Below are 14,494 nucleotides of genomic sequence, written 5' to 3'. Positions count from 1 at the left end.
CGTATCAAATATCCCCATTTTATTGCTATGAATATCGGTATTGTAGGACTGGGTTTAATTGGCGGCTCGATCGGGCTGGATTTGCGATTGCGCGGGTTTAATGTTTTTGGGGTTTCGAGCCGGCAGCAGACTTGCTCTCGGGCGCAAGCTCGCGGTGTTGTCAATGAAGCCAGCATACACCTGTCTCTAATGGCAGCAGCCGATGTGGTTTTTATTTGCACGCCGCTCTTGTCGATCGAGCCGATCGTCCGAGAGTTGGTGCCCTATCTTTCCCGGAATACTATTGTAACGGATGTCGGTTCCGTAAAAACACCTATAGTGCAGGCTGTGTCTTCTTTGTGGCCGAACTTTGTGGGGGGACACCCGATGGCGGGGACTGCTGAAAGCGGAATCGAGGCGGCGATGCCGGATTTATTTGTGGGCCGGCCTTACGTGGTGACGCCCACTGCCCAGACGCCGGCGCTGGCGGTGGATAAGGTTGAGGAAATTGCGCGGTTGCTGGGTGCTAAAGTTTACCGATGTGACCCGATCGAGCACGATCGAGCTGTGGCTTGGATTTCTCATTTGCCCCTAATGGCGAGCGCGACGCTGGTGGCGGCCTGCGATCGAGAGGGCGATCGGCATATTGTTAATTTAGCCCAACATTTGGCGAGTTCGGGTTTTCGGGATACGAGTCGGGTTGGGGGCGGCAATCCCGAGCTGGGAGTGATGGTGGCAAAGTACAATCGAGAGGAATTGTTGCGATCGCTCTCTATTTACCGCGACAATCTCGACGAGTTCATCAGCGATATCGAAGCCCAAAATTGGCAAGCTCTAGAACACAAGCTGAAGCTGACTCAACAAGCGAGACAGAATTACAACTTGTGAGCCAAAAATTACTTAAAACTGAGATCTTGCACCCTATTCAATAGGTTTGATTGTGGGGCCCGCTAGAAGAGCAACGGCCCACAATCAAACTCACTCTTCGCAGAACGGGCTAGGGAAGCCTGTGATTGAGAATGGTGCAAGATCTCAGTTAAAACTGTCCCCGTCTCGATTATGATTTGTGGACGGCTATATATTGAGTTTCAATGTACACTTATTCTCGACTCAAGCGGTTTTTACTGGGTGAATCTCTCCCCACTAGCGCATCTATTCACGAACGCCTGAGCAACGCTACAGGACTAGCTGTTCTGGCGTCTGATGCACTTTCGTCTGTTGCCTACGCTACTCAAGAAACTCTGCTGGTGCTATTACTAGCGGGGAGTAGCAGTTTGAGCTTATCGCTGCCTATTTCTGCAATTATTATTTTACTGTTGGCGATCGTTGCGCTGTCTTACCGACAGACAATTAAAGCGTACCCCAACGGCGGTGGCGCTTACATTGTGGCGCGAGAAAATTTAGGTATTTATCCCGGTTTGATCGCGGCAGCTTCGCTGATGATTGATTACATCCTCACCGTCACAGTCAGCATTTCGGCTGGGGTGGCAGCGTTGACTTCAGCAGTTCCCTCGCTGCACCCCTACACAGTTGAACTGTGCTTAGTTTTTATTGTCTTAATCATGTTTGCCAATCTCAGGGGATTGCGGGAATCTGGCAATATATTTATGGTTCCCACCTATGGGTTTCTCGTTGGGATTTTTGTTTTGATTGGCTGCGGTTTATTCCAACAGGCAACAGGTAATGTTATGCCGACATTACAAAATATTCCAGCTAAGGAACCTTTGGGATTATTTCTCCTGGCGCGGGCGTTTGCGGCGGGCTGTACAGCGCTGACTGGAGTTGAAGCCATATCAGACGGGGTGTTGGCTTTTAAGCCTCCTGAATGGAAGAATGCGCGCCTGACTTTGAGCTATATGGGTGGAATTCTGGGAGCGATGTTTTTGGGGATTAGTTACTTGGCTCATATTTATCAGGTGATTCCTACAGAACATGAAACGCTCCTTTCTGTGTTGGGAAAACAGATTTTTGGTGTCGGTATATTTTATTACTATTTGCAGGCAGCAACTCTGTTAATTTTGCTGTTGGCTGCGAATACGAGTTATGCGGATTTTCCGCGACTTTGTTATTTTTTGGCGCGGGACGGGTTTTTGCCGAGGCAGTTGTCGCTGTTGGGCGATCGCCTGGTTTATTCTAATGGCATTAATCTGCTGAGTCTCTGCGCTGCATTTTTAATTATCATCTTTCGAGGCAATACGAGCGCGGTGCTTCCCCTCTATGCGGTTGGAGTTTTCACTTCTTTTACTCTCTCCCAATCGGGAATGGTAATTCACTGGTTTAAGGAACGAGGTAAAGGTTGGCAAGTTAGTGCTGTGATGAACGGTATTGGTGCAGTGGCAACAGCGGGAGTTTTAGCTGTAATTCTCGCTACAAAATTCCTTTTGGGAGCTTGGGTTGTCGTAGTAACTATTCCGATCGCAGTCAGTCTATTTTTAGCTATTCACCGACACTATCGGTATGTAGCGGCTCGGTTGAGCATTCAGGGAATAGAACCGAGGTCTTATCTTCGCAGACCTAGAGTTAAGACGGTGACACATCCGGCAGTGGTGTTAGTCGGGCAGTTGCACCGGGGAACTTTCGAGGCCCTCGATTACGCTCGTTTAATTGCTGATGAAGTTGTGGCAGTTCACGTGGATATTGGTTTGACCGATCGAGAAAAATTACAATTAGCGTGGAAAGATTTGCAGTCTGATATTCCTTTGGAAATTTTGGACTCGCCTTACCGTTCTGTTAGTTCGGCTTTGACACACTTTTTGACTTTGTTTGAAGAGCAGCGACCGGGAGTATATTTAACGCTGATCATTCCGGCTTTTGTGACGCGAAATTGGTGGGAGGGACTGCTGCACAATCAAACTGCTTTCTTTTTGAAAGCGGCTTTGCTAGCTAAAAAAAGTCGGGTGGTGACGACGGTTAGATATTATCTTTAAGTGGGGATGGGCAACCACGGGGGGATTGCTCCTACTTCCTCGCAATGAAAATTGCAACCCGGTCGGACGCGCTGGCAAAAAAAACCTGGTTTCTTCGCAAAATCTTTGGTTTGGATGCGATTTATCTAGGCAGAAACTAGGTTTCTGATACCGCTTGGTAAATCATATATATTTATTAAAAATTAACTGAAAGGGTTGACATATCACTTTTGATATGTGATAAGTTTAGTTATTAGATAAGTTGCCTTTCAGCTTATATTGAAAAAGATGGCGGCTGCTGAACCCAAGTCTTTTTTTGCCTAAAAAATCTCTTCAACTCCTGGGGGTTGCATAGCAACCCGCAACAGACTATTTATGCAGCAGCCAAAAAACTTGAACAGGCTTTTGCGAGCTTTGTCTCGGCAAGGTCTTGATGTTAGTTACAGCAACAAAGTTTACTCCATTTCTCTCAATAGTTCTTTGCATGAACACTGGCAAGATGCCAGTGCCACAAGAGAACTCAATAGTTCTTTGCATGAACACTGGCAAGATGCCAGTGCCACAACAGCAGAAGTTTTGCTCCCAGAGGATTTTCCTGTGGAAGCAAAGGCGCTCAAACAGTTAGCAAATTTGGCGAATGTTCGACATCCTCAAGGCGGTTGCGTTTGCCGCGCTTGCGCTACTCCTGACTTCCATCCGGGGGATTCGGGGGTGGCGATCGGCTCTGTTGTAGAAACAGCAGGAATGGTGATTCCGGCGGCTACCGGTTCTGATATCAACTGCGGGATGCGGTTACACGTTGCGGATTTGTCGATCGAACAATTCCTCAGTCAGCGCGATCGATTTGTAGAATTGCTCAAAGGCGATTATTTCTTCGGTACTCGCGATGTCAGCATGACTGCAAAAACTGCTCGCGCGATGTTCCAACACGGGATTCCCGGATGGCTGGATGGTATGCTGGACAAGGCAACCGGCAGCGCGGCCAATTCGGATTTCGAGCAGTTGGCGACAGAGTGCGGTCGCACTTTCCTCGGCGGTTCCATGAATGGCGATGTCAAATGGGCTCCCGAAGAATTAGTCCCAAATGACGGGTTAGTCAGGGATGGCGGGTTAGCTACCATCGGTGGCGGCAATCACTTTGTCGAAATTCAAGTGGTTGAGGAAGTGGTGGACAAGGCTACGGCTTATACTTGGGGAGTTCGATCGGGACAAATCGCTTTCATGATTCACTCGGGTTCGCGGAATGTCGGCAAATATATCGGCGGAATGTGGCGCGATCGAGCTTGCCAGGCCTGGCCGAAAACTCTGAAACATCCTGAATCCCGGCTTTTTCCGCTGTCTGTCGCAACAAATCCCGAACTTGTGAGCAGCTACCTGCAAGCGGAAGCCACAGCCGCTAACTACGGTTTTATCAACCGTTTGCTGCTAGCAGAACTTCTGCGGTTGCGTTTGCGACAAGTTTTCGGGGATGTCGAAGCTCCCTTAGTATACGATGTGCCTCACAATATCACTTTAGCTGAAGGTGCCGGCTGGGTGGCTCGCAAAGGCGCTTGTCCCGCACATTCCGGTCAGCCTGTAATTGTACCGGGTTCGATGGGGGCGCCGTCTTATTTGCTGGTTGGGAAGGGGAACGATCGATTTTTGCGATCGGCTTCTCACGGTGCAGGAAGGGCGCGATCGCGCTTCGATATGAGTCGCAAAGGTGTTGACAAAACTGACTCCACTTTGGGATTAATCGGCGTAGATTGCATTACCTTGCGCGAAGAACGCAGAATCGAAGAAGCACCGGCAGCTTACAAACCAATTCAACCAGTAATTGACGTTCAGGTTGAGGCGCAAATAGTTGGTGCAGTCGCTAAAATGAAGCCAGTGTTAACGTTTAAAGCCTAGGAACGGGGCATTTGAGAATTAAAAATTAAACAAGGGTAAGGTGCGCGCGCCTCACCCTACTAATTTGTAATTCTCGGCCCCTTTTCCGATGCCCCATTCCCTATGACTGATTCTCAAGCATCACCAAATCCATCAAAACCTGTCCATCCCCTAAAGCGGCTGCTGAAGTACGGGCGCCGCTACCGCCTGAAAGCTTGGCTGGCAAGTACCTGTTCGCTGCTGAATAAATTCTTTGATTTAGCGCCGCCAGCATTAATCGGTATTGCCGTTGATGTGGTGGTGAAACAGCAAGATTCTATCCTCGCTCAGTGGGGCATCAAAGATGTCTTTTGGCAACTGGCAATCATCACTTTTTTGAGCGCGATTATTTGGACTTTGGAATCTGTTTTTGAATATGCCTACGATTATTTGTGGCGCAATTTAGCTCAGGATATCGAACATGATTTGCGTCTGGAAGCTTACAGCCATTTGCAGGAATTAGAGTTAGCTTATTTTGAAGAACGCAGCACGGGCGGTTTGATTTCTATTCTGAATGATGATATCAATCAACTCGAACGTTTTTTGGACGACGGCGCTAATGAGATAATTCAGGTAATGACAACGGTTGTTGTGATTGGCGCGGCTTTTTTTGCTGCATCTCCTCTTGTTGCTGGGCTGTCAATGCTGCCGATACCTTTTATTATTTGGGGCTCGATCGCCTTTCAAAACCGCCTCGCTCCTCTGTATGCTGACGTGCGGGAAAAGGTAAGTTTTCTGAACGGGCAACTGTCGAATAATTTGATGGGAATTACTACTATTAAAAGTTTTACTTCCGAAGATTATGAAATTGGGCGCATCGAAAAACAAAGCCAAGCTTACCGCGAAAGCAACCGACGGGCGATCGTGTTTTCGGCAGCTTTTATTCCGCTGATTCGGGTGGTGATTTTCTTGGGGTTTATTGCAACATTATTTCTGGGGGGTTTGGAGGTGGTGGCGGGCCGGTTGTCTGTGGGAACTTACAGCGTTTTGGTGTTTTTGACCCAGCGGTTGCTGTGGCCGCTGACTCGCCTGGGAAATACTCTGGATCAATACCAGCGCGCAATGGCTTCTACTAATCGGGTGATGAATTTGTTGGATACTCCGATCGCAATTCGCACGGGTGATATTCGCAGGCCTGTTAGTTCGATTAAGGGTGAGTTGGAATTTAAAAATGTTACTTTTTCTTACAATCAAAGAAAGCCGATTTTGCAGTATTTTTCCCTGACTCTGCCTGCCGGAAAAACTACTGCGATTGTTGGCGCTACGGGTTCGGGAAAGAGTACGCTGGTGAAACTCATCTTGAGGCTGTACGAGGTACAGTACGGCAATATTTATCTCGACGGTATAGAATTAAATAACCTGAATTTAAAAGATTTGCGGAGAGCGATCGGGTTGGTGAGTCAAGATGTGTTTTTGTTTCACGGTACGGTGGCTGAAAATATTGCTTACGGCAGTTTTGAGGCAAGCAATCGAGAGATAGTAAATGCTGCTAAAATTGCGGAGGCTCACGAGTTTATTTCGCAATTGCCCGACGGTTACAACACTATTGTAGGGGAACGGGGTCAAAAATTGTCCGGGGGGCAGCGGCAGCGAATTGCAATTGCACGGGCTGTTTTGAAGAATCCGCCGATTTTGATTCTTGACGAAGCTACTTCAGCGGTGGATAACGAGACTGAGGCGGCAATTCAGCGATCGCTCGAACGAATTACCAAAAATCGCACTACAATTGCGATCGCCCACCGTCTTTCTACTGTCCGCAATGCCGATTGCATTTGTGTCATGGAAGAGGGGCTGGTGGTAGAATCGGGGCAGCACGAACAACTGATCGAACAGGACGGAATTTATGCGGCGCTCTGGCGCGTGCAATCTGGTATAAGATAGAAACGCAGCGGTTTTGGGTAATTGAGAATTGGCAATTGGGAATTGGTAATATCATGTCTGGTAGCATCATAACTATATGGGCGGGGCGGGTTTATGAGCTCGTTAGTTTGACAGGTAGATTGTTGGTAAAACCCGCCCCTACGAGATCGAAAATTATCCGATCGCGAATCAACCAGACATGATATAGTTGGTAATTTGATTCCTAACTAATGACAACTGCCAACTGCCAACTGCCGACTAACTGCTGACTGCTGACTGTAAAATATTAGTTTATACAAACAAGAAGAGAAAATGTTTCTATTTGATAGCCCTCAGTCCAAACCCAACGAAAATAGCTGGAGTCGGAAATTAGATAAATTTGTGAAAGCTAATCAACATGAATTGGCTGCTTTGGCTTGGGGGCTATTTCTGGAAAGGGGAGAGGAAAGCGAGGAGATTTTGGCAATTGATATTGCAGAAACTGCGCGTTTTGTGTATTGTAAAAAAGAGGCGGTTGAGGAGTTGAACCGTCAAGTTAAAAGTCAGATTCAGGAAGTTGTAGGTGTGTTGAACGCTCACAAGCCTGAGAAGGAAGTGGCGATTTTGGCGATCGGGGAAGGTCAAATTAAGTTAATTCTTTTTGAACCTAAGCCTGAACCTCCGGTTTGTTTTGAGGAAGCTGCAACAGATGTTGATACATTGTTGACAAAGCTGGAACAGCAGATGGTTGAATGTATGAAATAGGACTTATAGCGGTTCGATCTCTCATATGAGGTACGTAGTTGGGCTTTAGCCCTATACGTTATTGTAGTTATATAATCTATCGATCGTACCTCATCTTTTTGAGAAAGGCTATATATCAAATCCGGTAGCATGATAATTGAGATTACTTACAGTCAGGAGACAGCAGTGCCGTTTCCCTACAATTAATCCGGCGGTTGTTACATCTCTGATTGAAGAAGAGTGATGATTTTGGGCTAGGGAAACCGCACTGTTGTGTCCTGGCTGTGGGTAATATTAATTCTGATGCTACCGGATTTGATATTATTTTAAATATCAATATCAGAATAACCAGCAATCAAAATAACCAGCGGGAGGCGAATCGTCATGCAAAATTTGAGCTTTGTCTAAATTAGCTACAGCTTCTGCCAATTCTGTACCTAATTTTACTTCCCGCGATCTGTCTGTTAATGGAAATGAAAATTGATGGCCATCTTGCAAATATTTTGCCCTAGCAACAATCTCGTCTTTCTCTAAAATAGCGCTGTTAGTACCGATCAAAACGCTGTTAATATCCTTCCACGGACACACGCACACCTGAGAAAAAACGCTTTGAAAAGTCTTTATTTTTTCCGCATAAAACTCATCTCTTTGCAGCAGATTCACTAGCACAACTCCCTCCCTTGACAAGCGTTTTTCGCAGAGTTGATAAAATTCTTTGGTGGCCAGCCTGTGCGGAAAGTAGCCGTTGCCAAAAAATACGTCGGTCATGATGATATCGTACTGATTATCTGGTTTTTGCTGTTCTAGATACTCTCTGCCGTCTTGAATTGTTACAGTCAGCCGATCGTCCAACTGCACCCCAAAACACTGTGTAGCTGCTTCGATCGCGATCGGATCGACATCCGCACATTCTATAACAGTTTCCGGCAAATAGTGGTGCAAAATTAAGGGAATTCTGCCGCCTCCAAATCCAGCTATGTAGATTTTTTGAGGTTGGTTTTGCCACACTAAACCCAACATCATCGCCTGAGTATATTCAGAAACTAGATGTAAAGGATTGTTCAAATCGAATACAGATTGCAGTAAATCTGTGTGCTGATTTACTTTTTCTACTAAAGATAGCTTAATGTGCGATCGCTCTTTTGTGACTGCAACATAGTGAACACCAGACTCTTTGCAAAAAATAACTTTGTCTGGCTGTTGCAGCAGCCAAGCCAGCCGCTGTTGAATGGCAGCTAAATTCATACGTTGCCAATTTTGGCGATCGTCAATCATTAATTTTAAATTTTAGAGTATTGGAAGCACTGGCGGTCAGAAACCGGGTTTTTTACCAAAATCCTTCGTCTTAGCCCGCCGATTCAGAAAAAAACCCGGTTTCTTTGGTTTGATGCGTCCAAGACTATTTTATTCAGGAATTACTCAGAAACCGGGTTTGCAGTCAATTTTATTTTCTTTATTATTCAAAACCCAGAGAGAAATTAAGCAGACAGTATCCGTTTATATGCCACCAACTCCAAACCTGAAATCGAAAAATCCACTCTTTCCCAATCTTGCTTGTCACCTTCCAAATTTTCAAAGGCTGCTGAGGTGAGCAAAATCTCTCCCCGTTCCGCCAAATCCTCTCCCAGCTTGGATGCCAGATTAAATTCCGATCCGTACATATCCTCTCCTTCCAGCATCAAAACATCGCCGCAACCAATACCAATGCAGAGGTGAATGTCCATTTCCGGCGGCAGTGTCGTGTTAACAGCCGCCGTTTGTTTCAAAGAGTCGATTGCAGCTTCCACCGCTGATTTTACATCAGGAAACACTGCAAAAATATTGTCGGCTTCCTCCTTAACTACAGTACCGCTGCATTCTGAAATTATCGGTTTGACAATTCCGTGCATCCGGTGAATCATTGCCAAAAAATGAATGATTCCGTAGCGGACTGTCGTGCGCGAAAATCCCGACATATCCATTACTAAAATAGCGTACTCTTTGCGGAAAGTTGCATTAATTTTTTCATCAATTTCCGCCATTCTTTCGGGATGCTCGTTTCTTTCTTGCAGCAACTTTTCCAAGTAAGCGCGGTTATTTGTTTTCATTTTTGTTTATTTAATTTAATTCCCAATCGCGACACAGTTCTTGAGGGCGACCCGCCGGATGCACCGCACAATTGATGCCATCCTTACCGTAATAATAATTGCAGACTTTGCAAGGTTGAGTTTGCTCTAATTTTTTCATCAAAATTCCCCGGATTGTCTGAACTCGGTTGCGATACTTGTTTGCATTCGAGTGACTCGGTTCAATTGCCAAAGCTTGCTGGAAAGCTGCTAAGCTGGCATCGTACAATTTAATAATTTGGGCGCTGTACTTTGTCCAAGCATCGGCGTGGCTTTGATACAGTTCGACTGTACTTAAGTTTAAAATTCCGTATTCCGTCCAAGCGTCCGCTGAAGCTCGATCGAACTTAATATTGGCATTGAGCAAAACTTTTTTGATCGTTGCCAAAAGTTCCCTCGGCTGCCAAGGTTTGCTAACATAAGCCTCGGCGCGATCGATCGCCCTCGAAAATAAACTTAACTGCTGTCCCTTCCCTGTTAAAAATACGATCGGTATATTCCGAGTTTCGGGATTAGCTTTAATCAAACGGCAAACGCCGTAGCCGTCTAGACGGGGCATTATGACATCTAATAATACTAAATCTGGGCAATTTTTCTCAATTTTCGCCAGCGCTTCCACACCGTCAGATGCCTGAATTACATTCAATCCGCTGCATCTCAACTGATGTGAAATGCACTCCCGCTGGCTGCGGGAATCCTCCACCACCAAAACTGTACTCATCACTCCCCACTTGGTTTTTGAGGTAAACTTGTTCGCTGCTTCGAGTTGTCGTTGCTGAAATCAGTTTACCCGCATTGGATGAATTTGCTATCACTGGCTATCTAAATTAACTCAAATTGCAACAAATCTTAAAATCGGAAGCCAAGGTGATACTTATCAGAAAATGCTAGTTGCTAATACGCGGATAATTGTTGAAAGTTTGGGCGGCAAATATTCGGCTTTTAAACCTTAATAACGGCAAATCGTACTGATGTCGGACGAAAACCTTGTTGAATTGCAACAGATAATCGGCTACTGTATACGTTAAAGTTCTTAAGGACGACAAATGAATAGATTGCTCCTCACTTTACTTGTAAGTCCGACGCTGTTTGGATCTTTGATGTCTTTAAGCGCGATCGCAAATCCCGCTCAAATTACCGAAACACCAAGCCGATCGGCTGATTCGCCTCAATGCGTGCGATCGCCCCACACTCAGCGCTTGACTTGCGTGCGGCTTCCTGGCAAGTCTGCTGCTGCGGCTTCTAAGCCGAGAATTAGTTGGCAGCGCCCGGGTGAAGAACAGGTGGCGATGCTGGATTTTTCGGAAGAAGAAAGCGATGAGGCGGTGGCGCTGTTTGGCTGCGACTGTCAGTTGTGTATCAACTCGCTGCGACAGTTGCGCGGTTTGCCTCCTCTGGATTTAGCTTCTTGAGGGCGATCTATCTTATATGTTGCACCATTCTCAATTAGTTTTTTACGAACAGGCTTTCCGGCCCGTTCCGCGAGAAAATTTATCTTTTGTGGAACAGGCCGGAAAGCCTGTTGCTGACAAAGGTGCAAGATATCAGATCGATCGAACAGCATTGGGAGTCATATCCATTCCGGTTGTATCGGAATGATTAAACCGCAGAGAACACAGAGGATACAGAGAAAGGGAAGAGAGAGATGAATACAGGACGATGCCAACGGATTTGATATCAGTCTCAAAAACCTGGTTTCCGGCTGCGCGCTTTTTGAGTGCCTTTAGCTTTCTCGCTTTTAGAGAAATTGCAGTCAATTTGTTCCATGATTTCTAGAGATTTTTTATCTCTCAAAATCGGGTTTCTACTTTTTAGCGAGAACTTGTTTAAGTTGAGCAGTTGCTTGTTCAATTTTTTCGATACTGCCTGGGTTGACCAATCCGTAGTAGTCAAAAACGTAAACTCGATTATTTTTTGTGGCTGTTAGTTGATTCCAAAATGAATCAGATTTAAATTGGTCTAAAATTCCTTCTCCCCGATCGACTATAATGATTACTTCCGGATTAGCCTCTAAAACCTTTTCCGCTGAAAGCGTTATGTAGCCTCGCATGGGGCTATCTCCTTGCAATTGGGCTGCGATATTTTTCACGTTAAACTTACCCAGCAAATCTCCAGCCCAACTGCTTTGATTCGGCGATAAAATCGGTTGTCTGCTTACCAAAACTAAAGTGGCGGGGCTTTGATTCGGGATGTCTGCTAAAAATGTTTGGTAGCGTTTTAACAGAGGGTCGGGATTGGTATTGAGGGATTTAGCTAAATTCGCAGTCAACTCTTCTAAAGATTTCCAGCTATCAACTTGAGTGAGTAAAGTTTTTATTCCTAGCTGCTGCAATTTTTGCACTGTTTGGTCGTGAAATCCCGACGCACCTACCACCAAATCCGGTTTCAATGCGATGATTTTTTCCAAATTGGGAGGGGTGCGTTCGCCAGTGACTGCGGTAATTCCTGTAAATTTGGGGTTGCTGCTGACTAATGCGCTGCCGGGAATTCCTACAAGTTTGGTTGGGTCGAGTTGATGGATAATATCGGCGGTTAAAGGTGTTAAAGCTACAACTTTTTGTACTGATTCGCTGTTAGTTGTTTGTGGTTGATTAACTGGCGAACCAGCAGGAGTTGATGGCTGAATTTCGGGTGAAGTGGCGGCGGAGCAAGCGGCAAATGCTAAACTCAGCAGCAGGATAGCGGTACGAGAAAACAAAGTTTTGTACATAGTTTAGGCTGGAGTTACAGCGAGTTTAGACCAGGTTTAGATAGAATTGACGGGAAGTTCGATCGCACTTTAGCGCTTAACGATTTAAATATCAATAGTCTGCTGTCCAAAGAAACCGGGTTTTTAGGGAATCTGCGGGCTACAACGACGTATTTTCGTCAAAAACCCGGTTGCTGGCCCATGCGTCCAGGATTATTACACGAAGTATGAATATACTAAATTTGGGAGACAGGGGCGATCGCACAAATCTGCAAGCCTACAGAAGTTTCTAAAATGATAGCTTCTACGCCAAAAATCTGAGCTAAATTATCAGGAGTTAAAACTTGTGCGGGAGTTCCTACACAAAAAAGTTCCCCTTTATTTAACATGGCAATCCGCGAACTGTACCTAGCAGCTAAATTAATTTCATGCAGCACTGTAATAATCGTCAAGTTGTGTTCTTGATTGAGTTGATTAAGCAACTCTAACAATTGCAACTGATAGCAAATATCTAAATAAGTAGTAGGTTCATCTAACAGCAAAACTTGCGGGTTTTGAGCCAAAGCTAAGGCGAGGAAAGCGCGCTGGCGTTCGCCTCCTGAGAGTTGTTCGACAGGGCGATCGCGAAATTCCTCAATCCCTGTTTGAGCGATCGCAATTTCCACCTTTTGGGCATCTTCTTTGCTCAATTCCCACTGCCACCAACCCTGATGAGGAGAACGCCCCAAACTAACTAATTGCTTTACCGTCAAACCTTCGGGTACTGTTTGCTGCTGCGGCAAAATCGCTAATTTTTGAGCGACAACAGCAGCAGGTTGAGTATGAATGGCTTTGCCGTCAAGCAAGACTGTTCCTTGCTGCGGAGTTAGGATGCGGCTGACTAATTTCAAGAAAGTAGACTTACCAGAACCGTTGGCGCCGATGAGACTCAACCACTCACCTGGTTGCAAAGATAAAGTGATGTTGCGGGCGATCGCAATTTCGCCGTAACCGCCAGTTAAATTTTGAATTTCTAAAGACATTATATTTTGGTAATGGGTAATTGGGCATCGGGCATCGGGCATCGGGCATCGGGCATCGGGCATCGGGCATTGGTTACTAATAACTAATGACTGATGACTAATGACTGATGACTGATGACTAATAACTAATAACTAGAACGCCGATAAAGCAGCCAGACAAACAGGGGAGAACCCAACAAAGCCGTAACCGTACCGACAGGCAATTCTACGGCACCCAAACGTGCCAAAAAATCAGCAAAAGTCAACACCCAAGCACCGCCGATCGCACTCAGCGGCAACACAAACCGATAATCGTTACCAACCAACAAACGCACCCCGTGAGGCACAACTAATCCCACAAAACCAATCAATCCGCCGATGCTGACAGCACTCGCAGCTAGCAAAGTAGCAACACCGCCAATCAACAAGCGCGATCGTACCAGCGAAACCCCCAAACCAACAGCTAAATCGTCACCCAAAGCCAGCAAATTTATCGATCGACCCAAAAAACATCCTAACAGCAAAGCAGCCAAAATATAAGGTGCAGCCACCTGCAAATCCGACCAACCGCGACCGTTCAAACTGCCGATCAACCAATTCAAAGCAGCTTGCAAGCGGCTGTCTTCAGCTAACAGCAGCAGTGTAGTTTGTATTGCCCCAAATAGAGAACTCACAGCCACACCAGCTAAAACCAAACGTTCCACAGAAATTCCCGTTTTAGTTTTTCCCAAAAAGTAGACCAGCATCGAAGTGAAAATAGCACCTATCCAAGCAGCCAAAGGCACCCAAGTTTGAAATATTCCCAAAGTCAGCATGGTAATCGCAACCAACCCCGCACCCGCCGAAATTCCTAATACAAAAGGATCGGCTAAACCGTTGCGGAGCAAACCTTGCAGCAAAGCCCCCGACATTCCCAAAGCCGCACCAACCGTCAGCGCTGCCGCAACTCTGGGCAAACGCAATTCCCAGAAAATAGTCTGATTGACAGCATCGCCTCGGTGCAGAAATGCTTGCCACAATTGATCTGCACTCATCGGCACCGCACCGAAAGAAAGCGAAAGGGCGATGGTTAACAGCAAACTCAATCCTAAGAATAAAACTGCTTGAAAAACTCGATATTTTAGCCAGATTTTTGGGAGATTCACTAGATTACACCACAATCTTGATTAACAGCACTAAGTACCATATTTCCTCTATTTTGAACGCTCGAACTCGTTAACTACAATAACAAGAACCCATTCACCTGAAGACGGCTTCAGTGGGAGCAGATGAGCGGGCGATCGCACCCGCTGCCAAAATTAAATGTATAATATTAACGAAGTA

At 45.9% G+C, this 14,494-nt stretch carries 13 protein-coding genes; 7 read left to right on the top strand and 6 right to left on the bottom strand.

Going from position 1 to position 14,494, the window contains the following annotated elements; all coding sequences use genetic code 11:
- The first annotated feature begins 27 nt into the window (after nucleotides 1-27).
- The 5 genes from QUA80_RS02550 to ccmS all read left to right on the top strand — a co-directional run bounded on the left by QUA80_RS02550 (nucleotide 28) and on the right by ccmS (nucleotide 7,397).
- Nucleotides 28-867 (top strand): prephenate/arogenate dehydrogenase, encoded by an 840-nt coding sequence (locus QUA80_RS02550; protein WP_333421115.1) that lies wholly within the window; start codon nucleotides 28-30, stop codon nucleotides 865-867.
- Between the two features lie 203 nt (nucleotides 868-1,070).
- Nucleotides 1,071-2,906 (top strand): APC family permease, encoded by a 1,836-nt coding sequence (locus QUA80_RS02545; protein ID WP_333421113.1) that lies wholly within the window; start codon nucleotides 1,071-1,073, stop codon nucleotides 2,904-2,906.
- A gap of 354 nt (nucleotides 2,907-3,260) precedes the next feature.
- Nucleotides 3,261-4,775 carry an RtcB family protein gene (locus tag QUA80_RS02540; RefSeq protein ID WP_333421111.1) on the top strand — a complete coding sequence of 505 codons (1,515 nt, stop codon included), beginning with the start codon at nucleotides 3,261-3,263 and terminating at the stop codon, nucleotides 4,773-4,775.
- A gap of 102 nt (nucleotides 4,776-4,877) precedes the next feature.
- The gene (locus tag QUA80_RS02535) at nucleotides 4,878-6,674 is read left to right on the top strand and encodes an ABC transporter ATP-binding protein (RefSeq protein WP_333421109.1); all 1,797 of its coding nucleotides are present in this window, start codon (nucleotides 4,878-4,880) and stop codon (nucleotides 6,672-6,674) included.
- 291 nt (nucleotides 6,675-6,965) lie between these two features.
- Nucleotides 6,966-7,397, top strand: coding sequence for a beta-carboxysome assembly chaperone CcmS (gene ccmS, locus QUA80_RS02530; protein ID WP_333421107.1), 432 nt, complete (start codon nucleotides 6,966-6,968; stop codon nucleotides 7,395-7,397).
- 318 nt (nucleotides 7,398-7,715) lie between these two features.
- Here the strand turns inward: ccmS and QUA80_RS02525 are convergent, their stop codons facing one another.
- From QUA80_RS02525 to QUA80_RS02515, 3 genes are all read right to left on the bottom strand, one after another.
- Nucleotides 7,716-8,651 carry a fused MFS/spermidine synthase gene (locus QUA80_RS02525; RefSeq protein WP_333421105.1) on the bottom strand — a complete coding sequence of 312 codons (936 nt, stop codon included), beginning with the start codon at nucleotides 8,649-8,651 and terminating at the stop codon, nucleotides 7,716-7,718.
- A gap of 203 nt (nucleotides 8,652-8,854) precedes the next feature.
- Nucleotides 8,855-9,463 carry an adenylate/guanylate cyclase domain-containing protein gene (locus QUA80_RS02520; RefSeq protein WP_333421103.1) on the bottom strand — a complete coding sequence of 203 codons (609 nt, stop codon included), beginning with the start codon at nucleotides 9,461-9,463 and terminating at the stop codon, nucleotides 8,855-8,857.
- A gap of 10 nt (nucleotides 9,464-9,473) precedes the next feature.
- A complete protein-coding gene (locus QUA80_RS02515; RefSeq protein WP_333421101.1) occupies nucleotides 9,474-10,202 on the bottom strand; it encodes a response regulator in 729 nt (242 codons plus the stop codon).
- Nucleotides 10,203-10,527: 325 nt separating this feature from the next.
- Between QUA80_RS02515 and QUA80_RS02510 the strand changes: the two genes are divergently transcribed.
- Nucleotides 10,528-10,893, top strand: a complete 366-nt coding sequence (locus tag QUA80_RS02510; RefSeq protein ID WP_333421099.1) for a hypothetical protein — start codon at nucleotides 10,528-10,530, stop codon at nucleotides 10,891-10,893.
- 16 nt (nucleotides 10,894-10,909) lie between these two features.
- Nucleotides 10,910-11,080 (top strand): hypothetical protein, encoded by a 171-nt coding sequence (locus QUA80_RS02505; RefSeq protein WP_333421097.1) that lies wholly within the window; start codon nucleotides 10,910-10,912, stop codon nucleotides 11,078-11,080.
- Between the two features lie 205 nt (nucleotides 11,081-11,285).
- Here QUA80_RS02505 and QUA80_RS02500 read toward each other — a convergent pair whose 3' ends face one another.
- From QUA80_RS02500 to QUA80_RS02490, 3 genes are all read right to left on the bottom strand, one after another.
- Nucleotides 11,286-12,191, bottom strand: coding sequence for an ABC transporter substrate-binding protein (locus tag QUA80_RS02500; RefSeq protein WP_333421095.1), 906 nt, complete (start codon nucleotides 12,189-12,191; stop codon nucleotides 11,286-11,288).
- 215 nt (nucleotides 12,192-12,406) lie between these two features.
- Nucleotides 12,407-13,192 (bottom strand): ABC transporter ATP-binding protein, encoded by a 786-nt coding sequence (locus QUA80_RS02495; protein ID WP_333421093.1) that lies wholly within the window; start codon nucleotides 13,190-13,192, stop codon nucleotides 12,407-12,409.
- Nucleotides 13,193-13,317: 125 nt separating this feature from the next.
- Nucleotides 13,318-14,316, bottom strand: coding sequence for an iron ABC transporter permease (locus QUA80_RS02490; RefSeq protein ID WP_333421091.1), 999 nt, complete (start codon nucleotides 14,314-14,316; stop codon nucleotides 13,318-13,320).
- Between the last annotated feature and the right edge of the window lie 178 nt (nucleotides 14,317-14,494).

The organism is Microcoleus sp. F4-D5 (assembly GCF_036704885.1).
Lineage (GTDB): Bacteria > Cyanobacteriota > Cyanobacteriia > Cyanobacteriales > Microcoleaceae > Microcoleus.
Note: the sequence above shows the minus strand (reverse complement) of the source record. Positions and strands in the feature narration are given on the sequence as shown.